This window comes from Kitasatospora terrestris (assembly GCF_039542905.1).
GTDB lineage: Bacteria > Actinomycetota > Actinomycetes > Streptomycetales > Streptomycetaceae > Kitasatospora > Kitasatospora terrestris.
Genome location: NZ_BAABIS010000001.1, coordinates 3483102 through 3508811, shown reverse-complemented (window position 1 = coordinate 3508811; position 25710 = coordinate 3483102). Strand labels below are relative to the sequence as shown.

19 protein-coding genes are annotated in these 25710 nt (G+C 75.4%); 11 read left to right on the top strand and 8 right to left on the bottom strand.

What is annotated here, in order from left to right; genetic code table 11:
• The first annotated feature begins 49 nt into the window (after nt 1–49).
• The 7 genes from ABEB06_RS15920 (at nt 50) to ABEB06_RS39370 (ending at nt 11829) form a co-directional block, all read left to right on the top strand.
• The gene (locus tag ABEB06_RS15920; RefSeq protein WP_345697525.1) at nt 50–1171 is read left to right on the top strand and encodes a protein kinase; all 1122 of its coding nucleotides are present in this window, start codon (nt 50–52) and stop codon (nt 1169–1171) included.
• Nucleotides 1172–1339: 168 nt separating this feature from the next.
• Nucleotides 1340–3097: a serine/threonine-protein kinase gene (locus tag ABEB06_RS15915; RefSeq protein WP_345697524.1), complete on the top strand. Its 1758-nt coding sequence runs from the start codon at nt 1340–1342 to the stop codon at nt 3095–3097.
• A 74-nt stretch (nt 3098–3171) separates the two neighbouring features.
• On the top strand, nt 3172–4806 hold the full coding sequence (locus ABEB06_RS15910) for a succinic semialdehyde dehydrogenase (RefSeq protein ID WP_345697523.1): 1635 nt from the start codon (nt 3172–3174) through the stop codon (nt 4804–4806).
• Between the two features lie 32 nt (nt 4807–4838).
• Complete coding sequence (locus ABEB06_RS15905) at nt 4839–6617, top strand: GMC oxidoreductase (RefSeq protein ID WP_345697522.1); 1779 nt, start codon at nt 4839–4841, stop codon at nt 6615–6617.
• A 78-nt stretch (nt 6618–6695) separates the two neighbouring features.
• Nucleotides 6696–8240, top strand: a complete 1545-nt coding sequence (locus ABEB06_RS15900) for a hypothetical protein (protein ID WP_345697521.1) — start codon at nt 6696–6698, stop codon at nt 8238–8240.
• An 819-nt stretch (nt 8241–9059) separates the two neighbouring features.
• The gene (gene guaA / locus ABEB06_RS15895; protein WP_425559778.1) at nt 9060–10634 is read left to right on the top strand and encodes a glutamine-hydrolyzing GMP synthase; all 1575 of its coding nucleotides are present in this window, start codon (nt 9060–9062) and stop codon (nt 10632–10634) included.
• A gap of 151 nt (nt 10635–10785) precedes the next feature.
• Nucleotides 10786–11829 carry a Rieske 2Fe-2S domain-containing protein gene (locus tag ABEB06_RS39370; protein ID WP_425559631.1) on the top strand — a complete coding sequence of 348 codons (1044 nt, stop codon included), beginning with the start codon at nt 10786–10788 and terminating at the stop codon, nt 11827–11829.
• 84 nt (nt 11830–11913) lie between these two features.
• Here the strand turns inward: ABEB06_RS39370 and ABEB06_RS15880 are convergent, their stop codons facing one another.
• Together ABEB06_RS15880 and ABEB06_RS15875 are read right to left on the bottom strand one after the other, a co-directional pair.
• On the bottom strand, nt 11914–12114 hold the full coding sequence (locus ABEB06_RS15880) for a hypothetical protein (protein ID WP_345697519.1): 201 nt from the start codon (nt 12112–12114) through the stop codon (nt 11914–11916).
• Nucleotides 12111–13616 carry a PspC domain-containing protein gene (locus ABEB06_RS15875; protein ID WP_345697518.1) on the bottom strand — a complete coding sequence of 502 codons (1506 nt, stop codon included), beginning with the start codon at nt 13614–13616 and terminating at the stop codon, nt 12111–12113. Before ABEB06_RS15875 ends, ABEB06_RS15880 begins: the two co-directional genes overlap by 4 nt.
• Nucleotides 13617–13751: 135 nt before the next feature.
• On the opposite strand from ABEB06_RS15875, the gene ABEB06_RS15870 reads away from it, so the two are divergent.
• Together ABEB06_RS15870 and ABEB06_RS15865 are read left to right on the top strand one after the other, a co-directional pair.
• Nucleotides 13752–15215 carry a PspC domain-containing protein gene (locus tag ABEB06_RS15870; protein ID WP_345697517.1) on the top strand — a complete coding sequence of 488 codons (1464 nt, stop codon included), beginning with the start codon at nt 13752–13754 and terminating at the stop codon, nt 15213–15215.
• Nucleotides 15208–15903: a LuxR C-terminal-related transcriptional regulator gene (locus ABEB06_RS15865; RefSeq protein ID WP_345697516.1), complete on the top strand. Its 696-nt coding sequence runs from the start codon at nt 15208–15210 to the stop codon at nt 15901–15903. The genes ABEB06_RS15870 and ABEB06_RS15865 overlap by 8 nt, the downstream gene beginning before the upstream one ends.
• A 71-nt stretch (nt 15904–15974) precedes the next feature.
• Here ABEB06_RS15865 and ABEB06_RS15860 read toward each other — a convergent pair whose 3' ends face one another.
• On the bottom strand, nt 15975–17063 hold the full coding sequence (locus ABEB06_RS15860; RefSeq protein ID WP_345697515.1) for a C40 family peptidase: 1089 nt from the start codon (nt 17061–17063) through the stop codon (nt 15975–15977).
• Nucleotides 17064–17319: 256 nt separating this feature from the next.
• On the opposite strand from ABEB06_RS15860, the gene pcrA reads away from it, so the two are divergent.
• Complete coding sequence (gene pcrA / locus ABEB06_RS15855) at nt 17320–19986, top strand: DNA helicase PcrA (RefSeq protein WP_345697514.1); 2667 nt, start codon at nt 17320–17322, stop codon at nt 19984–19986.
• A 94-nt stretch (nt 19987–20080) separates the two neighbouring features.
• Here the strand turns inward: pcrA and ABEB06_RS15850 are convergent, their stop codons facing one another.
• Entirely contained in the window at nt 20081–20878 is a 798-nt protein-coding gene (locus ABEB06_RS15850; RefSeq protein ID WP_345697513.1) for a M23 family metallopeptidase, read from the bottom strand.
• Between the two features lie 87 nt (nt 20879–20965).
• Complete coding sequence (locus tag ABEB06_RS15845; RefSeq protein ID WP_345697512.1) at nt 20966–21742, bottom strand: esterase/lipase family protein; 777 nt, start codon at nt 21740–21742, stop codon at nt 20966–20968.
• Between the two features lie 145 nt (nt 21743–21887).
• Here ABEB06_RS15845 and icmB point away from each other — a divergent pair, with 145 nt between their 5' ends.
• Nucleotides 21888–22295 (top strand): coenzyme B12-dependent isobutyryl CoA mutase small subunit, encoded by a 408-nt coding sequence (icmB, locus tag ABEB06_RS15840; protein ID WP_345697511.1) that lies wholly within the window; start codon nt 21888–21890, stop codon nt 22293–22295.
• 87 nt (nt 22296–22382) lie between these two features.
• Here icmB and ABEB06_RS15835 read toward each other — a convergent pair whose 3' ends face one another.
• From ABEB06_RS15835 to ABEB06_RS15825, 3 genes are read right to left on the bottom strand one after another with little or no spacing between them, the layout of a single operon-like run.
• Entirely contained in the window at nt 22383–24125 is a 1743-nt protein-coding gene (locus ABEB06_RS15835) for a DUF5691 domain-containing protein (RefSeq protein ID WP_345697510.1), read from the bottom strand.
• A complete protein-coding gene (locus ABEB06_RS15830; protein ID WP_345697509.1) occupies nt 24122–24310 on the bottom strand; it encodes a hypothetical protein in 189 nt (62 codons plus the stop codon). Before ABEB06_RS15830 ends, ABEB06_RS15835 begins: the two co-directional genes overlap by 4 nt.
• Nucleotides 24307–25623, bottom strand: a complete 1317-nt coding sequence (locus ABEB06_RS15825) for an SWIM zinc finger family protein (RefSeq protein ID WP_345697508.1) — start codon at nt 25621–25623, stop codon at nt 24307–24309. Before ABEB06_RS15825 ends, ABEB06_RS15830 begins: the two co-directional genes overlap by 4 nt.
• Between the last annotated feature and the right edge of the window lie 87 nt (nt 25624–25710).

Sequence of the window (25710 nt, the reverse complement as noted above, 5' to 3'; positions counted from 1 at the left end):
GCGGCGGGCGCCGTACCCTGGCCCGAGAGGGCGGCGGGGAGGGATGGGAATGCGAGCGGTCCCGGGGCAGGTGGTGGGCGGGCGGTACCGGGTGACGGACCGTCCGGCCGAGGTGCCGGCGCACCCGTCGGCGGGCGTTCCCGCGCGGGACGCGGTGAGCGGCGCGCTGGTGACGCTGTCCGCGCTGGAGCTCCCCGAGTTCCTCGACCCGCTGCGGCCCGAGGTGGAGGAGCAGCCCGGTCAGGGCCCGCGGGTGGCCGAGCGGGTGGCCGCGGTGGCGGCTGCCGCGCCGGACCATCCGCGACTGCTGCGGGGCCTGGGGGCGGTGCCGGAGGGCGGGCTGCTGTGGGTCGCGGAGGAGCGGCTGCCGGGTGAGCCGCTCTCCCGGCTGGCCGGCAACGGGCCGGTCTCCCCGTACCGGGTGGCGGAGATCGCCGCGGACCTGGCGGGCGCGCTGGAGGCGCTGCACCGCACCGGTCTGACGCACGGCAACCTGACCGCCGAGGCGGTGGTGGTGTGCGAGGACGGCGCGGCGGTGCTCGGCGGGCTGCTGCGCGGCGCCGCGGAGGAGGAGCTCTGCCAGGCGGTCGGCGGCCCGGTGCCGCGCCGGGTGTACGAGGCCCGGGCGCTGCTGGTGGGGGCGCGGGCGGAGCGGTGGCCGATCGACGCGGGCGCGCCGGCCGACTGCTGGGCGCTCGGAGTGCTGCTCTACCGGCTGCTGTCCGGGTACGGGCCCTACCCGGAGCAGGACCTGCCGACGCTGCTCGGCGCGGTGCGCGACGGCCGGTTCCGTCCGGCGGACGGCTGCGGGGTGCTGCGGCCGCTGGTCGAGCGGTTGCTGCAGCCGGAGGCGGGGCTGCGGCCGGACGCGGCGGCGGTGCGGCAGGAGCTGCGGACGGTGCTGGCGGGTGCGCCCGAGCCGTTCGGCGCGGGGGCGGTGCAGGCGCCGCTGCTGCCGGTGCTGCGGCCGCCGGCCGGTCCGCTGGTGCCCCGGCCGCGCGGGGCCCGGGCTTTGCGGCGGACGGATCGTCAGGGTGCGGAGCGAAGTCCCGGGGTGGAGCCCCGGCGGCCGCCGCGGGTGCCGCCGGCGCTGCTCGGCCCGCTGCTGGTGGGCGGGGTGGTGCTGGCACTGGTCGCGGCGCTGGCGGCGGTGGTGGCGTTCGCGGGCTGAGCCGGGTGCGGTCACGCCGCGGCCACGGTTGCGGGACGGGGCCGGGGCGACCGTACGGGCGTGTGATGTGCCGCATAGGCTGGGCCCGGAAAGAGACGTTGCGGTGACTGCGGTGCACCGGCCCTCCGCCGGAGCGGCGGCGGGGTGATGAGGGGGAACGGTCGCCAGATGGGTGTTCAGGACCAGTCGACGGGCCGGGTGCTCGCGGGCCGGTACGCGTTGGGGGAGCGGCTGGGCCGGGGCGGGATGGGGACCGTCTGGCGGGCCCGGGACGAGATGCTGGACCGGGAGGTGGCGGTCAAGGAGCTGACCGTCAGCCACCTGTCGGAGGAGGACCTGGAGATCCTCCAGTCCCGGATGAAGCGCGAGGCGAGAGCCGCCGCGCGGATCAAGCACCCGGGGGTGATCACCATCCACGACGTGGTGGAGCAGGACGGCCGCCCGTGGATCGTGATGGAGCTGGTGGACGGCCGCCCGCTGTCCGCGGTGGTCTCCGAGGACGGCGCGCTGAGTCCGCGCGAGGCCGCCGAGGTCGGGGTGCAGGTGCTGGCCGCGCTGCACCGGGGGCACCAGCTCGGCGTGCTGCACCGGGACGTGAAGCCGGCCAACGTGCTGCTGGAGCACGGCACCGGGCGGGTGGTGCTGCTGGACTTCGGCATCGCCAAGTTCGAGGACGCGGGCATCGAGCTGACCCGGCCGGGCGACCTGGTCGGCTCCCCGGACTACCTCGCGCCGGAGCGGGCCCAGGGCCACCGGCCGGGCCCGGCCTCGGACCTGTGGGCGCTCGGCGCGACGCTGTACACCGCGGTGGAGGGGACGTCCCCGTTCCGCCGGGACACGCCGCTGGCCACGCTCGCGGCGGTGGTCGACGAGCCGCTGCCGGAGCCGCACCGGGCGGGCGCGCTGGCGCCGGTGCTGGCCGCGCTGATGGGCAAGGACCCGGCCGGGCGGCCGGGCGCGGACGAGGCGCTGCGTATGCTGCGCGAGGTCGCGGCCGGGGCGACGCTGGGCATCCGGGTGTCCGGGCCGGGCCCGGCGGAGCCGTCCCGGGTGCCCACCCAGTACGTGCCGGTGGTGGACCGGGTCGACCCGCCGGCCGCCGGCCCCGCGGCGGACGGGGCGGCCTCGCCCACCGCCGCCACCGCACCCGCCGGTCCCGCAGACCCCGGTGTTCCCGCCGTTCCCGGTGTTCCCGCCGTTCCCGGTGTCCCCGCAGGTCCCGGCGCTCCCGCCGGTCCCGCGGCTCCCGGCGCGACCGCGGCGACCCTGCCGGGCGCGCCGACCGAGCCGGTCCCCGCGGTGAGTCCCCGTCCGGCCCGTCGTCGGCGCCGGCCGCTGGTGCTGCTGGGCGGCGCGCTGGTGCTGGCGCTGCTCGCGGGCGGCGGCGCCTGGGCGGTGCTGCAGAACCGTGCCGACGGCCCGGGCGGCGACCCGAACCCGTCGGCGACCGCGGTGGACCCGATCGCGTCGGGCGACCCGGCGCCGGCCGGCTGGACCTGGCGGGACGACGTCGAGGGCTTCCGCTTCCTGCTGCCCACCGACCAGCAGTGGCTGCGCACCGAGGAGAACGGGCAGGTCTACTACAGCCCGGACGCCAAGGTGCACTACCTGCAGTTCGCGGTGACGGTCGGGCAGCCGCTGACCCCGCGCGAGCACTTCAAGGAGATGGAGGCGTCGGTCAGCAAGAGCCTCAAGGACTACCTGTCGCTGAGCATGGCCGCCGCCCGGATCAACGACCGGGAGGGCGCGGTGTGGGAGTTCTCGTACACCGCGAAGGATGGCTCGCGCCGGCGGGCGAAGGAGGCGGAGTTCCGGGACACCGACGGCACCTCGTACGCGGTGTACATCTCCGGCCCGGAGAAGGACTGGACGGCGCTGCAGCGCCGCTTCACCACCGTCCTCAACAGTTTCGCGCCCACCCGCTGAGGTAACTCCGACACAGAGCATTTCCTGTTACCGACGGGTACACAACGGCGCGCGGAGCGCCTAGGGTGTCCGCCATGACGGACATCTCGGCAGACGCACAGGCCCCCGCCGCCGGCACGGCCGGGCGCAACCCCGCGGCGCCCGGCGGCGGGCGCACGGTCGGCTCGGCGGTCACGCCCGCCGTGATCGCCCGGCTGGCCCGGGGCGTCACCGCGGACGGCAGCGCCGGCACCGCCGGCACCATCGCCCCGCTGACCGGCGAGAAGCTGGCCGAGCTGCCGCTCTCCGGCCCGGTCGACGTCGAGCGCGCCTTCCGGCAGGCCCGGGCGGCGCAGCCCGCCTGGGCGGCGCTGCCGGTGCGCCGCCGGGCCGCGGTGCTGCTGCGCTTCCACGACCTGCTGCTGAAGCGGCAGGACGAGGTGCTGGACCTGATCCAGGCCGAGACCGGCAAGGCCCGGCTGCACGCCTTCGAGGAGGTGATGGCGGTCGCCTCGGCCGCCCGCCACTACGGCCGCAAGGCCGCCTCCTACCTGCGCGACCGCCACCGCGGCGGCGCGGTGCCCGGCCTGACCAGCGCCGTCGAGGCGCGCCGCCCCAAGGGCGTGGTCGGCCAGATATCGCCGTGGAACTACCCCTTCGAGCTGTCGGTCGGCGACGCGCTGCCCGCCTTCGTGGCCGGCAACGCGGTGGTCAACAAGCCGGACACCCAGACCGCGCTCACCGCGCTGTGGGCCCGCGAGCTGTTCGTCGAGGCCGGGCTGCCCGCCGAGATCTGGCAGATCGTGCTCGGCGACGGCCCGGTGGTCGGCCCCGAGGTGGTCGACCGGGCCGACTACGTGGCCTTCACCGGTTCCACCCGCACCGGCCGCGAGGTCGCCCAGAAGGCCGCCGCCCGGCTGGTCGGCGCCTCCCTGGAGCTCGGCGGCAAGAACGCCATGCTGGTGCTGGCCGACGCCGACCTGGACAGGGCCGCCGAGGGCGCCGTCCGGGCCTGCTTCTCCTCCGCCGGGCAGCTGTGCATCTCGATCGAGCGGCTGTACGTGCACCGCTCGGTCGCCGAGGACTTCCTGGCCCGGTTCGCCGCCCGCACCGCCGCGCTGCGGCTCGGCGGCGGCCTGGCGTACGGCGCCGACATGGGCTCGCTGGTCTCCCCGCGCCAGCTGGAGACGGTCGCCCGGCACGTCGAGGAGGCGGTCGGGGCCGGTGCCACCGTGCTGGCCGGCGGCCGCGCCCGCCCCGACCTCGGCCCGCTGTTCTACGAGCCGACCATCCTGGACGGCGTCACCCCCGGGATGGCGGTCTGCGCCGAGGAGACCTTCGGCCCGGTCGTCTCGATCTACCGCTTCGACACCGACGACGAGGCGGTCGCCGCCGCCAACGCCACCCCGTACGGCCTGAACTCCAGCGTCTGGACCAGGGACACCCGGCGCGGCCGGGCGGTCGCGGCCCGGCTGCGCACCGGCACGGTCAACGTCAACGAGGCGTACGCGGCCGCCTACGGCTCGGTCGCCTCGCCGATGGGCGGCATGGGCGAGTCCGGCCTCGGCCGGCGGCACGGCTCCGAGGGCATCCTGCGCTACACCGAGGCGCAGACCGTGGCCGTGCAGCGGATCCTGCCGATCGGCCCCTCGATGGGCCTGGACGACGAGGCGTTCGCCCGGCTCTTCACCACCGGCCTGAAGGCCATGAAGGCGTTCCGGCTCAAGTGAGCGACCACCACACCCGAAAGCAGGAGTCGGTCATGACGGACAGCGGTTTCGACTACGACGTGGTGGTGGTTGGCTCGGGATTCGGCGGCGCGGTCTCCGCGCTGCGGCTCACCGAGAAGGGCTACCGGGTCGCGGTCCTGGAGGCCGGGCGCCGCTTCGGCCGCGACGAGCTGCCGAAGAACTCCTGGGACACCAGGAACTACCTGTGGGCCCCGGCCCTGGGCCTCTACGGCATCCAGCGGATCCACCTGCTGCGCAACGTGCTGATCCTGGCCGGCGCCGGCGTCGGCGGCGGGTCGCTCAACTACGCCAACACCCTCTACGTCCCGCCGAAGCCGTTCTTCGAGGACCGCCAGTGGGCGCACATCACCGACTGGCAGGAGGAGCTCGCGCCCTTCTACGACCAGGCGCAGCGGATGCTGGGCGTGCGGCTCAACCCGACGCTGACCCCCTCGGACGTCCACCTCAAGGAGGCCGCCGAGAAGATGGGCTGCGGGGACACCTTCCACATGGCCCCGGTCGGCGTCTTCTTCGGCGACGGCCAGGACTCCGACGGCGAGGCCAGGACGACCCCCGGCGCTGAGGTCCCCGACCCGTACTTCGGCGGCGCCGGCCCCAGCCGCAAGGCCTGCGTGGAGTGCGGCGAGTGCATGACCGGCTGCCGGCACGGCGCCAAGAACATGCTCACCGAGAACTACCTCCACCTCGCCGAGCGGAACGGCGCCGAGATCCACCCGCTGACCACCGTCGCCCGGCTGCGCCCGCACGGCGAGGGCTACGCCGTGGACGTGCGGCGCACCGACTCGCGCTCGAAGGACCCGAAGAAGGCCGGCGCCCGCACCGTCACCGCCGCCCGGGTGGTGGTCGCGGCCGGCACCTACGGCACCCAGACCCTGCTGCACCGGATGCGCGAGGGCGGCCACCTGCCCGCGATCTCCGGCCGGCTCGGCGAGCTGACCCGCACCAACTCCGAGGCGCTGGTCGGCGCGCAGACCACCGACCGGCGGTACGGGGAGAGGGTCGACTTCACCAAGGGCGTCGCCATCACCTCGTCCATCCACCCGGACGCGAACACCCACATCGAGCCGGTCCGCTACGGCAAGGGCTCCAACGCGATGGGCGCGCTCTCCATCCAGCAGGTCCCCGGCGCCGGGCGCGGCCCGCGCTGGCTGCGCTACGCGCTGACCGCCGCCCGCCACCCGTGGATCTTCGCCCAGTCGATGAACCAGCACCGCTGGTCCGAGAAGATCATCATCGGGCTGGTGATGCAGTCGCTGGACAACTCGCTCACCGTCTCGCTGAAGAAGTCCGGCACCGGCAAGGGCAAGCTGACCTCCCGCCAGGGCCACGGCGCGCCCAACCCGACCTGGATCCCGGCCGCCGAGGAGGGCGCCAAGGCGCTCGCCGAGTCGATCAACGGCTTCCCCGGCTCCACCGTCGGCGAGATCTTCGACATCCCGATGACCGCGCACTTCCTCGGCGGCTGCCCGATCGGCGACAGCGCCGAGACCGGAGTCGTCGACCCCTACCACCGCCTCTACGGCTACCCCGGGATCAGCGTGGTGGACGGCTCCGCGGTCTCCGCCAATCTCGGCGTCAACCCCTCGCTGACCATCACCGCCCAGGCCGAGCGCGCCATGTCGATGTGGCCCAACCGCGGCGAGGCCGACCCGCGCCCCGCCCAGGGCGAGGACTACCGCCGCGTCCGGCCGGTCGCGCCGGAGCGGCCCGCCGTCCCCGAGAACGCCTTCGGCGCGCTCAGGCTGCCGCTGCTCGCCGTGCCGGAGGTGCCGAAGCGCACCGGGGCCTGAGCGTCCGACAGCCCCCGCGGCCCCATGGGATATAACAGCCCTTCCGGTGAACCACAGGGCTACGGGGGCGGGGACGGCATGGCGATCTGCATGGTCTGCGGGGCGGGCTCACCGGAGGGCACCCGGCGGTGCGCCTCCTGCGGCACGGCCTTCACCACCGGGAGCGGTGCCGCCCCGGGCACCGGCGCCGACCCGTTCGGTCCGGCCATCGGCGAGGTGGTGGAGGAGACCGGCGGCGAACCGGCCACGTCGGTCTGGGGCAAGGGCGTGGTGCACCACGCCCGCGGCGAACGCCTGCGCTTCGACCGCGCCTGGCTGGTCGCGCCCCGTGTCCTGCTGCTGCCGACCGCGCTGCTGCTCGTCGTCCCGCTCGTCCTCGGCGGCGCCGCGAGCGGCTGGCTGATCCGCGGCGGCGGCGACTACGCGGAGCACTACGGCACCTGGCTCGGCTTCGTCCTCACCGCCTTCGGGGCGCCCTGGCGCTCGACCACCGTGTTCGAGGGCGGTGCGGTCTCCTTCGGCACCACCACCGAGCTGCGGGCCGTGCCGCTCGTGGTGTCGCTGGGCTGGCTGCTGCTGCTCCGCCTCACCGCGCGGCGGGCCCTGCGCGCCCGGGTCCGGACCGGCGCCGCGCCCTCGCTGCGCGAGGCGGGGGTCGAGGCGGCCCGGACCGCCCTCGCCGCGGGCCTGATCGCCTGGCTGCTGGCCACCGTCGGCGGCGTGCGGATCGCGGTCGGCACCGACGAGGACATGGACCGCTACACCGGGATCGACGCGGGAGCGGTGGTCTGGCAGGCGGCCCTGACCTTCGCCCTCGCCGCCGGCCTGCTCGCCTTCGCCACCTACGGCCGGGACGCGCTGCGCGCGGAGGCCGGCCGGCGCCGCGCGCTCGACGACTGGCTCACCGCGGCGGGCATCTCGGCCCGGGTGGCCGCGGCCACCCTGGGCCTGGCCGCCGTGGTGGGCTGGGTCTTCGCCGCGCTCGACGGGGAGAGCTGGACCCGCTCGCTGCTCGGCGCGAACGTCGGCATGTTCGCGCTGGGCATCGGCTCCGGCGCCGAGGCGGTCGCGCCCGAGGGCGGCTACCTCGGGGCCGGCGAGCAGGTCTCCGTCTCGCTGCTCGACCTCGACGGCAGGTCCCCGCACCTGTGGTGGCTGGTGCTGCTGCCGCTGGCCTGCGCGGCGCTGCTCGCGGTGCTCGCCCGCCGCGCGGCCCTCGGCCCGGCGGACCGGCTGAAGCTCGCGGCGGTGCACGGCGCGGTGCTCTGCGGGCTGACCCTGGCGGCCGGGGCGACCTTCACCTTCTCCCGGAACAGCCCCGACGAGTTCGGTGCGGAGGCCGTCCGCAACGCCCAGTCGCTCGACCTCTCCACCGGGTGGACGGCGGGAACCGTCCTGCTGGCGAGCGTGTTCTGGGCCGCGCTCGGCGCGTTCAGCGGGGTCTCCTCGCTCCGGCCCGCCCCGCCCGTCGTCCCGGCGGAAGGGGCGGTGCCGGCTCAGGTCGAGCAGGTCGGTGCGGTGCTGCCGGACGGGCCCGCGCCGGTGTCGGACGGGCCCGCGCCGGTGTCGGCGCCCGTCGGCGGGGACGCGCACGCCGCCTACCGGCGGCCGGTCGGCGACTGAACCCGCGCGGGACGGCGGCGGAGCGGCCGGGCCGGGCAAAGGGCCGGGCCGGGCAGGGCAAAGGGCCCCGCGGGGGAACGGGGCCCTTTGTCGCTCAGCACGCGGCGTCAGGGCTGCGCCGGTGCTGGGGTGACGGCGCCGGGGGAGGAGCGCCGTCTCGTCGAATGGTCTGTGGCACGCGCGCGGGCCACGTGGGGCTCACGGAGCGTGAGGTGATAACCGTTCTCGTCAACGGTCTTCGGGTGGGCCGGATCGGTGGTCCGGTGGCCCCCACATCAGCATCGTGCTGGAAGGAGGCCTTACTGTGCAACCGATTCGACGCACTTCGGCACAGTCCAATTTCGGGCGGACCGCCCCGGACCGGCCCGTCCGGGAGCCGGCGGGCAGTCACGGTGCGTAGTAATCGGCAGGTGGGGGCGCACTGGGGCGTACGCCGGGGCGGGCGGTCCGAAGGGGTGTGGCGGTCGGCACCGGTACCGGCCGCCACACCCCCGGGTCCGCCCGGTCGCGGTCGGGGGTCGCTGTCCCCTGCTGACCCGACCGCAGCACCGGGGCGCGGTCCCACGGCGGGCCCGTGCCCGCCACGCGCACCGGTGGACCGGAGTGTTGATCCACGCGTGGTTCCCCGTACCCACCGCCCGCTTCCTGGCTGGCCGCGCGGCGGTCGTACGGTCTGCCGGGTGCAACGATTCGGCACCCCGGCCGGTCACGGTGCGCCGGATCGGCAGACGAGTGAACCGGGGGCGTTCGAGCAGCCCGGTAGACTCGACCTCAGACACTCCCCACACCGCTGCCGGAAGGCCGTCCGTGTCCTCTGCTATTCCCGTTCAGTCCGTACCTGAGAACGACACCGTCCTGGTGGTCGACTTCGGTGCCCAGTACGCCCAGCTCATCGCCCGTCGGGTGCGTGAGGCGCGGGTCTACAGCGAGATCGTGCCGAGCAGCATGCCGGTCGCCGAGATGCTCGCCAAGAACCCGAAGGCGATCATCCTCTCCGGCGGTCCGTCGTCGGTCTACGAGGAGGGCGCGCCGCAGATCGACCGGGCGCTCTTCGAGGCCGGCGTCCCGGTCTTCGGCATGTGCTACGGCTTCCAGCTGATGGCCGTGACGCTCGGCGGCACCGTCGACAACAGCGGCGCCCGCGAGTACGGCCGCACCCCGCTGTCCGTCTCCCGCCCCGGCTCCACCCTGTTCGAGGGCACCCCGGCGCAGCAGTCGGTGTGGATGTCGCACGGCGACGCCTGCTCCGCCGCGCCGGAGGGCTTCACCGTCACCGCCTCCACCGACGTGGTGCCGGTCGCCGCCTTCGAGAACGACGCGCTGAAGCTGTACGGCGTGCAGTACCACCCGGAGGTCATGCACTCCGAGTACGGCCAGCAGGTGCTGGAGCACTTCCTGTACCGCGGTGCCGGCATCGCCCCGAACTGGACCACGGTCAACGTGGTCGACGAGCAGGTCGCGCTGATCCGCGAGCAGGTCGGCGACAAGCGCGCCATCTGCGGCCTGTCCGGCGGCGTGGACTCCGCCGTCGCCGCCGCGCTGGTGCAGCGCGCCATCGGCGACCGCCTGACCTGCGTCTACGTCGACCACGGCCTGATGCGCAAGGGCGAGACCGAGCAGGTCGAGAAGGACTTCGTGGCCGCGACCGGCGTCAAGCTGGTGGTCGTGGACGCCGAGGAGCGCTTCCTGAACGCCCTCAAGGGCGTCTCGGACCCCGAGGAGAAGCGCAAGATCATCGGCCGGGAGTTCATCCGGGTCTTCGAGCAGGCCCAGGCCGACATCATCGCGGACGAGGGTCCGGCGGTGGAGTTCCTGGTCCAGGGCACCCTGTACCCGGACGTGGTGGAGTCCGGCGGCGGCACCGGCACCGCCAACATCAAGTCCCACCACAACGTCGGCGGCCTGCCGGAGGACCTCGAGTTCCAGCTGGTCGAGCCGCTGCGCAAGCTGTTCAAGGACGAGGTCCGGATGGTCGGCCAGGAGCTCGGCCTGCCGGAGGAGATCGTCCAGCGCCAGCCGTTCCCCGGCCCGGGCCTGGGCATCCGGATCGTCGGCGAGGTCACCAAGGAGCGCCTGGACCTGCTCCGCGACGCGGACGCGATCGCCCGCGAGGAGCTGACCGCGGCCGGCCTGGACCGTGAGATCTGGCAGTGCCCGGTCGTCCTGCTCGGCGACGTCCGCTCGGTCGGCGTCCAGGGCGACGGTCGCACCTACGGCCACCCGATCGTGCTCCGCCCGGTCTCCTCCGAGGACGCGATGACCGCCGACTGGTCGCGCCTGCCGTACGAGGTGCTGGCGAAGATCTCCACCCGGATCACCAACGAGGTCCGCGACGTGAACCGCGTGGTGCTGGACGTCACCAGCAAGCCGCCGGGCACCATCGAGTGGGAGTAGTCTCCCCACGCGTTCGAAACGGCCGCGCCGCCGCTCCCGTACGACAAGGGAGTGGCGGCGCGGCCGTGTGTGCACCGTGTGTGCGCACGAGAAGGCAGAATCGGACCGGAACCGGTCGGAAGTCGACCGGTGGTGAGCGAGAGGCAGCGGCATGACGGGCGGGCATGGCGACCAGCGGACGACGGACAGAGCCGGCTGGAAGGAGACCGCTTCCACGTACGCACTGCTGCCGCTGCGGCTCTTCCTCGGCGTGACCTTCGTCTACGCGGCCTTCGACAAACTCTCCGACTCCCACTACCTGGCCGGCGCCGGGGACGCGGCGTCCTTCTACTCCCAGACCCAGGCGGTCAAGGGGAGCAGCCCGATCGGCTTCCTGCTCGGCCCGGCGCTGTCCGCGCCGACCCTCTTCGGCCTGCTGATCGCCTTCGGCGAGCTGGCGGTCGGCCTCGGCACCCTGTTCGGCCTGTGGGGCCGGGTCGCCGCGGCCGGCGGCGCCGCGCTCAGCGCCACCCTCTGGCTGACCGTCAGCTGGGGCGTCAGCCCGTACTACCTGGGCAACGACCTCGCCTACCTCTTCGCGTGGACGCCGCTGCTGCTGGCCGGAACCCCGTACCTCTCGGTCGACGGCTACCTGGCCGCCCGGGCGCGGCGCGACCGGCGCCGGGGCCTGGACGACGCCGCGGTGCGCCGGCGCTCGCTGCTGGACGGCGGCATCGCGGCGGTCGCGCTCGGCGGCGCCGGGCTGCTGGCCGGCTCGCTGACCGCCACCTTCGTCCGGAAGAAGGACACCGCCCCGGTCGCGGCCACGCCCGGCTCCACCGCCCCCGCGCCGGCCGCGTCCGGTGGCGCGCCGGGCGGGGCTTCCGGCGGGGCTTCCGGCGGGGCGAAGGTGACCGTGGCGGCCTCCTCGGTGCCGGTCGGCGGCTCGGCGCAGGTGCAGGAGCCCGGGACCGGCGACGCGGTGTACATCGTGCAGCCGACCGCCGGCCAGTACTGCGGCTTCTCCTCGATCTGCACCCACTCCGGGTGCACCGTCAACGCGCCGAAGAACGGCGAGCTGTACTGCCCCTGCCACGGCTCCAAGTTCAACGCGACCACCGGAGCGGTGATCACCGGCCCGGCCACCAAGCCGCTGCCCAAGTACACCGTCACCAAGAACGGCGACCAGCTGGAACTCGGCGCCAAGCAGAGCTGACCCGCCCCCCGGCAGGTCAGCCGCCCCGGCAGGTCAGCCGCCCCGCCGGGTCAGCCGCCCCGCCGGGTCAGCGGCCCCGCCGGGTCAGCGGCCGCGGCCGCGGCGGGCCATCGCCACCACCGCCCCGCCGAGGCCGCCGGCCACCAGCGTCACCACCGCGACCGGCACCACCAGGTGCCCGGCCACCTCGCGGTCGGTCGCCGCCGCCACCAGGTACAGCACCGCGATCCCGGTGAACAGCACCCCCGCGACCAGCGAGAACAGGTCGAACCCGTGCTTCCTCATCCCTGCACCACCTCAGCGTCGCCGAGCCCGACCAGCACCGTGAGGTCGAGCGTTCCCCTGGCGGTCCGACCGCCCGTCGGATGGAGCTGCACGTCCCGGTCGGTGCCCCCGCCGGAGATCTTCTCCCCGCCCGGCAGCGTCACCTCGCCCAGGCCGTTGCGGACCGTCAGCCGCACCTCCACGTCGTCCGGCACGGTCACCGTCAGATCGCCCGCGCCGAGCCGGACCTCGGTGGTCAGCGTTGCGCCCGCCGGGTCGAGCCCGGACAGGTCCAGCTTCACGTCGCCCGCGCCCAGGCTGTAGTGCGGCTTCAGATCGGCCGCCGAGGTCACCGTCCAGTTCCGGTCGCCGAAGGTCGAGTCGACCGTCGCCGCCGAACCCGCCGACCCGGCCAGTCCCAGCGTCAGCAGCATCGCCGGCACGGCCAGCCCCCGCACCCGGCCCCACCGGGTGCCGACCAGCATCGCCAGGCCGAGCGGCAGCAGCGCCGCCGCCAGCACCGCGGTGAGCGGCAGACCCGGGTGGTCGCGGCCGACCAGGAACGCCGCCGTCCCCGCCCCCGCCGAGGCCAGCACCGCGAGCGGACCCAGGTACGAGCGGTGCTTCACCACCTTCACCGGCGCCGCGGCCCCGCCCTCCGCGTCCAGGGGCCGCTTGCGCAGCGGGTCGCCCTCCGGCAGGTCGGTCCGCTGCCACCAGGCCGGCGCCGCAGCCCCCGGCGGCGGCGTCGCCCCCTGGTACGGATTGCGCTCCGGATGCCGCGGGTCCCACAGGTAGCCGCTCGGGCCGGCCGGCGGGGTGTCGGCGGGTACCTTGCCGCTCTCCCGCGCCTCGGCGTGCGCCCGGTGCGCCGCCGTCATCCGCTCGTGCACCTCCGCCGCCCGCGCCTCCCACTCGCTGCGCAGGTCCGCCGAGAGCCGCCGGCCCCAGGTCGCCCAGTCCACCGGCTCGCCGGAGTCCGCCAGCCGGTCCCGCGGGGCCTTCGCGTCCGCGCCGGGACTGCCGTGGCCGTGCCCGTGCCCGTGCCCGTGCCCATGCCCATGGCCATGGCCGTGCTCGCCGTGCGCCCGGCGACGGCGCTCCGGGTCGTACCGGACCGCCAGGAACACCAGGCCGCCGAGCAGCAGCAGCGGGAACAGCTGATCGCCGTCGCCCATCGAGGAGAAGAACACCCCCGTGCCGATCACGGTCAGCAGCACCGCGCCGATCGACTGCCCGTCCACCCGCCCGGTCAGCACCCGCTGCACCTCGCTGCGGCCGCCGTCCCCGTCGCCGGCCACCGCCTCGCGCGGAACCACCAGCCAGGCCAGGCCGTACAGGAAGAGGCCGAGGCCGCCGGTCAGCCCGAGCACCGCGACGACCACCCGGAAGACCACCGGGTCGATGTCCAGGTAGCGGCCGAGGCCGCCGCAGACACCCGCCACCACCCGGTGCCGGGAGGAACGGGTCAACGGCGGTCGAGCCGGGGTCTGTTCGCGCTCGTTGTCAGGGGCGTCCGTCATACCCACCATCCTGGCCGCTCCGGTCGCCTTCTTTAACCGCCGGACGCCCCGGCCGGACCCTGAACTCTCCCTGATACCCGTCTCAGGGCCGGACCCTGATGCGCCCGCACCCGCGCACCTGCGACCATCGGACCCGTGGCAGCACCCGACACCAGGCCGAGCGCCCCCGAGACCGCGGCGGGCGACCCCGCGACCGCCGAACCCCTCCCGTACCGCCGGCTCTACCGCAGCCCGCGCGGCCGGATCCTGGGCGGCGTCGCCCACGGGCTCGCGGTCCACCTCGGCCTGCCGGTCGCCTGGGTGCGGATCGCCTTCATCCTGCTCTTCTTCACCGAAGGCATCGGCGCGCTGCTGTACGCCGCGTTCTGGGTCGTGGTGCCGCTCGGCATCGGCGAGCCCGCCCCCGGCAGCGCCGACCGCTGGGTCTACACCCGCGGCGGCTTCGTCCGGGCCGGCGCCGGCGACGGCGGCGGCGAGATCAGCAAGGGCGCCTCCGGCCGCGCCGGCCGGCTGCGCGAACTGGTCCAGCGCTCCTTCCACGGCGAGACCGACCGCGACCCGGCCGCAGAACCCGGCGCCGTCGGCGCTTCCGGGGCCTCCGCGGCAGGGGCCGGCGACACCAAGCGCGGCGGCGGGCTCGGCCAACTCTTCGCCCTGCTCGCCCTGGTGATCGGTCTGATGGCCCTGCTCAGCGCCCTCGGCATCCAGACCGCCAAGCCGTACGTCTGGCCGCTGCTCGCCGTCGGCGTCGGCGTCGCCCTGGTCTGGCGGCAGGCCGACGACTCGCGCTGGCAGCGCTGGTTCGGCCTGGAGGACGGCAGCCGCAAGAGCCGCGCCTACCTGCGGATCGGCGCCGGCGTCCTGCTGGTCCTGGTCGGCATCGTGGTCTTCTTCATCCTCCAGGGCCACGCCTCCCCGCTCGCCCTGGTCATCGAGTCGATCGTCGCCGTCCTGGCCGGCTGCCTCGTCCTGGTCGGCCCGTACGCGCTGCGCCTGTGGCAGGACCTCGGCGACGAGCGCACCGCCCGCATCCGCGCCCAGGAGCGCGCCGAGATCGCCGCGCACGTCCACGACTCCGTCCTGCACACCCTCACCCTGATCCAGCGCCGCGCCGAGGACCCCAAGGAGGTCCTGCGCCTCGCCCGCGCCCAGGAACGCGAACTGCGGCTGTGGCTCTACCGCCCCGAGGCGGTCGCCGAGGCCGCACCCGACACGCTCGCCGAGCGGATCCGCTCCGTGGTCGCCGAGGTCGAGGACCGGCACGGCGTCCCCGTCGAACTCGTCTGCGTCGGCGACTGCCCGATGGACGAGAAGATCTCCGCGCAGATGCAGGCCGCGAGGGAGGCGATGGTCAACGCGGCCAAGTACGGTGGCGGGGGACCGGTCCAGGTCTACGCGGAGGTCGAGGGGAGGACGGTGTCGGTGTTCGTCCGCGACCACGGCCCCGGCTTCGACCCCGACGACCTCCCCGAGGACCGGATGGGCGTACGCGAGTCGATCATCGGCCGGATGAGGCGCAACGGGGGCACCGCCAAGGTGCGCCCCGCGCCGGACGGCGGCACCGAGGTCGAGCTGGAGATGGAGAGGGCAGATGACTGAGTCCGGCGTTGAGACCGCCGCGGAACCGGGACGCACCGCACGCGTGGTCCTGGTCGACGACCACCGGATGTTCCGGACCGGCGTGCGCGCCGAGATCGGCCGCACCGAGACCACCGGCATCGACGTGGTCGGCGAGGCCGACGACGTCGAGTCCGCCGTCCAGGTGGTCGCCGAGACCCGGCCCGACGTGGTCCTGCTCGACGTCCACCTGCCCGGCGGCGGCGGCGTCGAGGTGCTGCGCCGCTCCGCCCCGCTGATGGGCGAGTCCGGCGGCGTCCGCTTCCTCGCGCTCTCCGTCTCCGACGCCGCCGAGGACGTCATCGGCGTCATCCGCGGCGGCGCCCGCGGCTACGTCACCAAGACCATCACCGGCACCGACCTGGTCAACGCCATCTTCCGGATCGCCGACGGCGACGCCGTCTTCTCCCCGCGGCTGGCCGGCTTCGTCCTCGACGCCTTCGCCGCCACCGACACCCCGCCCGTCGACGAGGACCTCGACCGCCTCACCCAGCGCGAGCGCGAGGTGCTGCGCCTGATCGCCCGCGGCTACGCGTACAAGGAGATCGCCAAGCAGCTCTTCATCTCGGTGAAGACCGTCGAGAGCCACGTATCCGCCGTGCTGCGCAAGCTCCAGCTGAGCAACCGTCACGAACTCACCCGCTGGGCGGCCGCGCGCCGCCTGGTCTGACCGGGGCCCGGCGGGAGGTTCGGCCGGGGGCTCGGTCCGGGGGTGACCGGGTCGGTGCGGCGGACGGGCCGTCAGGCGGGGCGCACCGCCCCGGCGAAGGGCATCGCGTCGATGGACTCGTAGCGGACCGGGGCGCCCGGGTGCGGGGCGTGGATCATCCGGCCGTTGCCGGTGTAGAGGCCGACGTGGCTGATGCCGGAGAAGAAGAACACCAGGTCGCCCGGGAGCAGCTGGTCGCGGGTGACCCGGGGCGCGGCCGCGATCTGGGACCAGGTGGTGCGGGGGAGCGAGACGCCGGCGCTCCGCCAGGCCGCCTGGACCAGGCCGGAGCAGTCGTACGAGTCCGGGCCGGTGGCGCCCCACACGTAGGGCTTGCCGAGCTGGGCGCGGGCGAAGGCGATGGCCTGGGCGGCCCGCGCGTCGGTGACCGGGACCAGGGCGTCGAGGGCGGTGGCGGTCAGCGCGTCGAGGCCGGTGCCGGTGTCGAGCAGGGCGCGGGCGCCGCTGCGGGAGGCCCGGGCGACGGCAGCGCGCTGGACCGGGTCGAGGCCGGCGAGCAGGGTCTGGGTCTCGGCGAGCCGCCGCTGCACCTCGGCCTTCTGGCCGGCCAGGCGCTGCTGCCGCTCGGCGAGGTCGGCCAGCCTGGCCCGGGCCTCGGCGGCCCGGTCGCGGGCGGCGGCCTGCTGGCGGCCGAACTGCCGCAGCGCCTCCTGCTCGGCCTGGCCGGCCTGCCCGAGCCGGGCGGAGCGCTCCAGGAACTCCTGCGGGTCGTCGGAGAGTGCCAGCTGCATCGCGGCGGAGAAGCCGCCGCTGCGGTACTGCTCGGCGGCGACGGCGCCGAGCCGCGTCCTGGCCTCCTCCGCCTCGGAGGTGCGCCGGGCCAGCTCGTCCTGGAGCTGGGTGACCTGCCGCTGCAGGGTGTCGATCTCGTCCTTGGTGCCGTCGTACTGCTGGGTGGCCTGCTCGGCCTGCTGGTACGCCTCGTCGATCCGGGCGGCGATCAGGTCCGGACCCGCGAGCGGCTCGGCGTGGGCGGCCGGCGCCAGCGTGCCGGTGACCGCGGCGGCCCCGGCGGCGGTGGTGAGTGCGAGGGCGTGGGTGCGGCGGACCGGGGCGGGCTTGCGGTGGCGGTTGCCGACCGGTTTTTTGTGCGACGCCATGGCGGCGCTCTCCTTTCGAGCCGGCCCGCGCGGGTGGTTCCGGGGTGGGCGGTCCGGCGATGGGAGGGCGACGCTAGCGGGCCGCGGCGCGCGACAGGCCGTGCGTCACGGGCGTGAGCGCAATCCTGCGGAACTGTCCGTTCCTGTCCGCCTCGGTGGCGGTGATGGTGCGGACGGTGACCGCTTCGGGTGGCCGGGGCGACCGGAGATGAAGGGCCTCCGGACTGTCGGCGGCGGGCCATAGACTCGGAGTGCCATGAGTAGCCTCTTTGACGACCTCCCGCTCCCCGGTTTCGAGGACCCCGCCGTCGGGTCGAGCCGTCCCGCCGCCGAGCCCGTGCCCTACGACGAGGAGCCCCCGTACGAGGAGGCTCCGCCCTACGACGCCGTGCCCTACGACGCCGTGCCGTTCGAGGAGGAGATCCCGGGGGATCTGTTCCAGACCGACTTCGCGGCGCAGGACGAGCGCGACGCCTTCTACCGCAACGGCGCCGCCCGGCCGGTGATCGACCCGGCGCAGCTGCTGGAGGGCATGAACGACCCGCAGCGCGAGGCGGTGCTGCACCACGGCTCGCCGGTGCTCATCGTGGCCGGCGCCGGCTCGGGCAAGACCCGGGTGCTGACCCACCGGATCGCCCACCTGCTGGCCGCGCGCGGCGTGCAGCCCGGCGAGATCCTGGCGATCACCTTCACCAACAAGGCCGCCGGTGAGATGCGCGAGCGGGTGGAGGCCCTGGTCGGGCCGCGGGCCCGGGCGATGTGGGTGTCCACCTTCCACAGCGCGTGCGTGCGGATCCTGCGCCGCGAGTCCAAGCTGCTCGGCTTCACGTCCAGCTTCTCGATCTACGACGCGGCCGACTCGCAGCGGCTGATGGCGCTGGTCTGCCGCGACCTCGACCTCGACCCCAAGCAGTTCCCGCCGAAGTCCTTCACCGCGAAGATCAGCAACCTGAAGAACGAGCTGATCGACGAGGAGACGTACGCCGACCAGGCCGCCAACCCGATGGAGAAGAAGCTCGCCGAGGCGTACTTCCTCTACCAGCGGCGGCTGCGCGAGGCCAACGCCCTCGACTTCGACGACATCATCATGACCACGGTGAACCTGCTGCAGGCGTTCCCGGACGTCGCCGAGCACTACCGGCGCCGCTTCCGGCACATCCTGGTCGACGAGTACCAGGACACCAACCACGCCCAGTACACGCTGGTCCGCGAGCTCAGCGGCGGCGCCGCCGCGCACGCGCCGAAGCTCACCGCCGACGGCGACTTCGTGAACCCGGCCGACGCCCGGCTCGCCCAGATCGCCCCCGCCGAGCTCTGCGTGGTCGGCGACGCCGACCAGTCGATCTACGCCTTCCGCGGGGCGACCATCCGCAACATCCTCCAGTTCGAGGAGGACTACCCGAACGCGACCACGATCCTGCTGGAGCAGAACTACCGCTCCACCCAGACCATCCTGAGCGCCGCCAACGCCGTCATCGAGCGCAACACCAACCGGCGCAAGAAGAACCTCTGGACGGCGGGCGACCAGGGCGAGCAGGTGGTCGGGTACGTCGCCGACGACGAGCACGGCGAGGCGCAGTTCATCGCCGACGAGATCGACCGGCTGACCGACGCCAAGGACGCCCGCCCCGGCGATGTGGCGATCTTCTACCGGACCAACGCGCAGTCCCGCGTCTTCGAAGAGGTGTTCATCCGGGTCGGCCTGCCGTACAAGGTGGTCGGCGGTGTGCGCTTCTACGAGCGCAAGGAGGTCAAGGACGTCCTCGCCTACCTGCGGGTGCTGTCCAACCCCGAGGACACCGTGCCGCTGCGCCGCATCCTCAACGTGCCCAAGCGCGGCATCGGCGAGCGCGCCGAGGCGATGATCGACGCCCTGGCGGCGCGCGAGCGGATCAGCTTCGCCCAGGCGCTGGTCCGGGTCGACGAGGCGTACGGGATGGCCGCGCGCTCCGCCAACGCCGTCAAGAAGTTCAACGACCTGCTGGCCGGGCTCCGGCAGGTCGTCGAGTCCGGCGCCGGGCCGGCGGCCGTGCTGGAGGCCGTCCTGGAGGAGACCGGATACCTGGCCGAGCTCCAGGCCTCCACCGACCCGCAGGACGAGACCCGGGTGGAGAACCTCCAGGAGCTCGCCTCGGTCGCCCTCGAGTACGAGAAGGACCCCGGCGAGCGCCCCGAGAGCGACGGCGACGACGGCCCGCCGGTCGGCTCGCTCGCCGACTTCCTGGAGCGGGTCGCCCTGGTCGCCGACTCCGACCAGATCCCCGAGGACGACGAGGACGGCGGCGGCGTCATCACCATGATGACCCTGCACACCGCCAAGGGCCTGGAGTTCCCGGTGGTCTTCCTGACCGGCATGGAGGACGGGATCTTCCCGCACATGCGCGCCCTCAACCAGGTCAAGGAGCTGGAGGAGGAGCGCCGGCTCGCCTACGTCGGCCTCACCCGCGCCCGGCAGCGGCTCTACCTGACCCGCTCGGTGCTGCGCAGCGCCTGGGGGCAGCCCTCGTACAACCCCGCCTCGCGCTTCCTGGAGGAGATCCCGGACTCGCTCGTGCAGTGGAAGCGCACCGGCGCCGCCTCGGCGCCGCCCTCCCGGCTCACCGGCGGGTCGTACGGCTCGTACGGCGGCTCCTCGGGCGGTTCCGGCTCGGGCGGTTCGGGCGGTTCGCGGGGCGGCGGGCGGATGTCGGGCGGCGGCGCGCACGCCGCGCCGAAGGCCGGCTGGGGCAAGTCCGCGCGCACCGTCGCCGACCGGGACGTCGTCGCGCTCGCCGTCGGCGACCGGGTCACCCACGACACCTTCGGCCTCGGTACGGTCGTCGCCACCCAGGGCGTCGGCGACAAGGCCCAGGCCACCGTCGATTTCGGCTCCGCCGGGCGCAAGCAGCTCCTGCTGCGCTACGCGCCGGTGGAGAAGCTGTAGCGGAGCACCGGCCGGCCTGGTAGCCGGCCGCTCGGTCGGCGCGGTCGGCCGTTCGCTCGGCGCCGCGGGCGGCCGGTAGCCGGTCGGTGGTCGGTCAGCGGGGGTCCAGGCCGTGGCCGAGCAGCCACGGGACGGGGTCGACCGGGTCCTCGCCGTCCGGCCGGACCTCGAAGTGGAGGTGCGGCCCGGTGCTGTTGCCGGTGGAACCCGAGTAGGCGATCACGTCGCCCGCCCGGACGGGGCCCTTGCGCACCCGGTACGACCGCAGGTGGCCGTACCAGGTCTGGGTGCCGTCCGGCGCGGTGACCGTCGCCAGGTAGCCGTACGCGCTGCTCCACCGGGTGGAGACGGTGCCGTCGGTGACCGCCCGGACCGGCGTGCCGGTGGCCACCGGGAAGTCGATGCCGGTGTGCCGGGCGGTCCAGTGCGCGCCGGTCTGTCCGAAGCCGGCGCTGAGCCCGTGCTGCTCGACCGGCAGCGCGTAGCGCGGTCGGGCGGCCTCGGCCTCCGCCTGGCGCTGGGCCGGGGCGGCGTGGTCGGCCCGCTCGCGGTCGGCGCGCTGGGCCTCCCGGCGGGCGAGCTGCCGACGGACGGCCTCCTGCTGCTCGGCCCGCTGTTCGGCCTGGTGCCGTCCGGCCCCGCCGACGTCGGTGCCGGCGAGTCCGGTGCCGGCGCGGGCGTCGGTGGCGCCGTTCCCGCCCCGGCCGGAGGAGGGGGTGGGGCGGTCGGCGGTCCGCTGGTGCACCGCCACGGCGGCCGCGGCGAACACGCCGAGGGTCGCCGCCGAGGGCAGCGCCACGGTCAGGACGGCCGTCCGGGTCGCGCTGCGGGCGCGGGCGCGTCGCTCGGCCCGGAGTTCGCCGCGGTTTCCGGTGCGGGTGGTCGGTGCCATGGTGCCGCCTCGGGGAGGTGCTGCCGAATCAGGAGAAATCAGCCGAGACTGTAGTCCTTTGCGGTCAGAGCGGACAAAGTGTGCATCTCAGCAGGCGTGGCGCTCCGTCAGCTCCGGCCCGGAGAGCGCGTGCCGGACCAGGTCGAGCGCCAGCGGGTGCGCGGGCAGCGCGAGATGGCCGACGCCCGGGACCATCAGATTGTCGGACGGCAGGTCCGGGTGGCGGATCCAGGCGCTGCGACGGGGCACCACCACCTCGTCCAACTCGGCGGCGAGCGCGGTGAACCGGGCGGTGCAGCCCGGCGCAGGCCGCCGCAGCTCGACCAGCAGGTCGCTGCCCGGGCGCAGCTGGCGGGTGATCGGCAGCAGTGCGGGCAGCCGTGCGACGGCCGTGCCCTCGTGCGGGGTCGCGAGGGTGACCACGTGCGGGGCGAGGCCCGCCCCGCCGAGGCGTTGGACGTAGTACCGGGCGATCAGGCCGCCCAGGCTGTGCCCGATCAGGGTGACCGGGCGGCCGTCGTGTGCGCGGGCCGCCCACTCGACGTGCCGGGCGAGCAGGACGGCGGCGGCCCGGACGTCGGCGGTCAGCGGTGAGTGGTTGAGGGCGTGCAGGTGCGTCCAGCCGTGCCGGTGCAGGTGGCGCAGCAGCGGGCCGAAGACCGCGCGGTTGTCCACCAGGCCGTGCAGCAGCAGGACCGGGCCGTGGTGCGGCGGGGCGGTGACCGGCCGGGCCGGGCACACGGCGGCGACCGTACGGTTGCCGCCCACGCCGGTGGGGTAGCGGAGCAGGTGGTGGGCGAGCGCGGCCGCTTCGCCGCCCGCGCCCCGGAGCGCGGCGGTGGTCCGGCCGAACGGGATGGTCATCGGCTCTCCCGGGGTGGGGCTTTGATTTTCCCCGCGCCGCGGCAGCCGGAAACGGCCGACCGGCCCGGCGGGCGCCACCCGCCGCCCGGTCCGGAGGGAACCCGTCGGCACGGTAGTCGTGGACGGCGTCGCCCGGGAGGCAGCGATGGGTGTGGCAGGGCCGATCCGTGTCGTGGTCGCCGGGCCGGGGCTGGACGGCCACGACCGCGGGGCGAAGGCCGTCGCCCGCGCGCTGCGCGACGCCGGCATGGAGGTCGTCTGCACCGGCCCGCACCAGACGCCGGAGCAGATCGTCGACACGGCGATCCAGGAGGACGCGGACGGCATCGGGCTCTCCGTCCTCTCCGGTGCGCACATGACGCTCTGCGCCGAGGTCGTCGAACTGCTCCGCGAACGGGACGCCGAGGACATCACCGTGTTCTGCGGCGGGATCGTCCCGGACGAGGACATCGCCGAGCTGAAGGCCCTCGGCGTCGCCGACGTCTTCACGCCCGGCACCTCCACCCGGGCCCTGGTGGGCTGGGCCGAGGCGAACCTGCGCCCGGCGGGCTGAGGCCCGTCCGTGCGGCGGCGCGGGGGCCGGGCGGGTGCCCGACCCCCTTCGCGCCTCGTCCTGCGTCCGGTGCTCGGTGCTCGGTGCTCAGTGCTCGGTGCTCGATGCTCGGTGCGGTTGCCCGGTGAGCTCGTCGAGCATCGCCGCGCGGAAGCGCAGGGTGCCGGCCAGCCGGCCGAAGGTGTCCGCCCAGGCGGTGTCCGGCGAGGCGCCGGCGGCCAGCGCCTCCACCGCCGGCGCGGTCTCCGGGGCGAGCGCCCGCTCGGTCATGCCGAGGACCCCGCTGTGGCTCCACGGGTACGCCCCGGTGGTGGCGGCCCGCTCCAGCGCGGCCACCACGGCGGTGCTGAGCGGTGGCGTCCACGGCGTCGCGCAGGCGCCGAGCAGCTGGAAGGCATCGCCGAGCCCGTGGGTCCGGACGAACGCGGCCGTCCAGGTGGCGCGCTCGGCCGGGGGCAGGACGGCCAGCAGCCGGGCGGGCGCGCCGGGGGTGCGATCGGCCCGGTCGGGCTTCGGCGCGGGGCCGAGCAGCGCCCGGGCCCAGGTCGCGTCCTGCTGGCGGACCGCGGCGCGGGCCCAGGCCTCGCGCAGGTCGTCCGTCCAGTCCGCGTCGCCGTCGGCGGCGGGCAGCCGCAGCAGCTCGTCGGGCGTCAGGCCGGTGTCCGCGGTCCACAGCGAGAGCGGGGCGGCGGCCACGATCTCGCCGAACCACCACGCCCGCTCGCCCCGGCCGGTCGGCGACTTGACGGGTATTCCGTCGTGCTGCATCGCGGCGTCGCACTCGGCGGGCGGGGTGACGACGATCCGCCCAGGGGCGGACTCCAGGTGGACGGCGGCCCGGGCACGCTCGGCCATCCGGGCCGCGAGGGCGGAGCCGGGCAGGGTGGAGAGCAGCTCGGCGGCGGTGGCCCGGACGTTCTTCGAACGGTCCGTCAGGGCCGCCTCGACGAAGGGCTCGTCGGCGAGGGAGAGGCCGTCCTGCAGGGCGTCCAGGAAGAGCACCCTGTCCTCGGCGCGCTCGGTGGACCAGGTGGAGCGGAGCAGGGCCAGGCCGGCGGCCGGATCCCGACGGCGCAGCCTGGTCAGGTGGGTGACCCGCTCGGCGAACAGGCCCTCCTGCCAGAGCTGGTCACCGCTCTCGGCGCCGCCCCGGCCGTCCGCGTCGGCCGCGTCGGCCGCGTCGGGTGCGTCGCCGGGGTTGCCGGTGGGGTTGCCGGCGGCGGGTGCGGGTGTGGCTTCCGGGGCTTCGGCCGTCCCGGCGGTCCCGGCCGTCCCGGCGGTCTCGGCGACGGTGCGGGCGACGAAGCGCCACTCGGTGTTCCGCGCGGCGAGCCAGCGGCCGAGCGGGCCGGCCAGGGCGACCGCGTCGGGCCGCAGCTCGCTGCGGGCGCGGGCGGCGTCGAGCAGCGCCGGGACGAGCGCGGGCGGCAGCCGGTACTCGTGCTCGCGGGCGACGGCGAGCCACTGCGGCAGCAGCTCGGCCAGATTGGCGGTGGTGACGGCGGACCGGCCGCCGAGCAGGACGGAGAGCCGGCGGGCGGCGGCCTCGGTGACCTCCGGGCGCGGGTCGGCGGGTGCCGGCTCCGGCAGCTCGGGTGCCGGGTCGGCGAGCGCGCCGGCCCGGCGGCGGACGGCGGCGAGCGCGGCCAGGTCGAGCAGCGCGGTGGCCTGGTCGGTGCGGTCGATCGCGTCGGCGGCGGCCAGCAGCGCGGTGCTGCCGACCGGTGCGGGCAGCGGCCGCCGGTCGGTGCCGAGCAGGGCGGCGGTGCGCAGCTCGGTCCAGTCGTCGCCGACGGGCGCGGCGGCGGGCGTGGCGGTGGTGGCGGTCACGGCCGGGCTCCGATCGACGGGCGCGCTCCGACCGGACGGCGGGCGCCGGGCGCCGGCCGGCCGGTGGCGCGCGCGGTGCCCGGGCCGGGGGCCGGGCGCCCGGCGAGGGCCGGCGCCTCGCAGCGGCGGACGGTGCGCCACCTGCGGCTCCAGCCGGTGGCGGTGGGCATGAGGTGCGTCGTCACTGGCTCACTCCGATCGGTCGGGCGGACTGCGTCCAGGCGGTGACGGGGGCGAAGCCGGCGTGGCCGCACTCGCCGAAGAGGGTGACCGGGTGGCCGGCCGAGACGGCGGCCAGCCGCCACAGGGCCGACTCGGGCACCGAGCCGGGGCGGACGCGCAGGGCCCGGTGTCCGTCCGTCAGCTGCCAGCCGTCTGGTCCGAGGACCGGGACCACACCGGTGAGGACGGTGGGCCAGGCGTCCAGCCAGGGATCGTCGGCGACGGCGGAGCCGTACTCGGCCATCGCCTCGGCGGGGGACAGCCCGGCCGGCGGCTCGGCCGGCCCGGCCTCGGGCGCGCCGTACCGGGTGCCGAGGACGGCGCGCAGCTGCCGGGCGCCGGGGTGGAAGGCGAGCTCGGCCTCGACCGTCTGCCCGGTGGGCAGGGCGAGGTCGGGGGCCTGGCCGGGCCGCCCGAAGGCGAGCAGCAGGGCGTCGCGGCCGGTCTTGGCGCCGCGCAGCCACAGCCGCCGGGTGGTGAGCCGCTCGTCGGCCGTGTCGCGGCTGCCGAGGACGTGCCAGCGGTCGCGGACGGTGGGGCCGGCCAGCAGCTCGGCGGAGTCGGCGGTGAAGCCGACGCGGGTGCGGACGGTGGCCGCCAGCGGGGCGGGCAGGGCGTCGATCCGGCCGTAGGCGCCGGCCAGCAGGTGCAGCATCGCGTACTCCTCCAGCAGGCTCTCCTGCGGTGCGTCGGCCAGCTCGCGGACCCGGCCGGCCAGGCCGGGGGCCTGGGCGTCGACCATGCGGGCCGCGACCTCCTCCCAGACGCCGGGCGGGGTGGGCTCGGCGAGGCCGCGCCGGATGTCGTCGGCCAGGCGCAGCCGCAACTCCTGCGCGCCCGCGGCGACCCGGGCGGCCCGCCGCTCGGCCCGGCGGCCGGCGGCGGCCGGGTCGGCCTCGGCGGCCCTGGCCTGCTGCCGGGTGGCCTTCTGCTCGGCGGCCCGGCGACGCCCGCCGGTCCACTCGGAGACCCACTCGGGCGGCTCGGACCCCTCCTGGACCGCCTCCGGGCTGCCGCTCCACAGCAGGAGCAGCCCGAGGGCGTGCTTGCACGGGAACTTCCGGCTGGGGCAGCTGCACGTGTACGCGGGCGTGCCGAGCTCGACGGCCGTCCGGTACGGCGTGCTGCCGCTGCCCTTGCACTGGCCCCACAGGACGCCCCCGCCCCAGCCGGTCTCGGACCATGGCGCGGGGGCGGACAGCTTGCCGGCGGCCTTCCGGGAGGCCGGGTCGGGGGCGAGGGACAGGACGTGTTCGGTGCTCCAGCGTTCCTCCATGGCCACGACGCTAGGAGCCGCCACTGACAAATCCGGGAGGGTCGGGCCCGGCTGTCACTCGAACTGATGAACGATCAAAATCCGGGC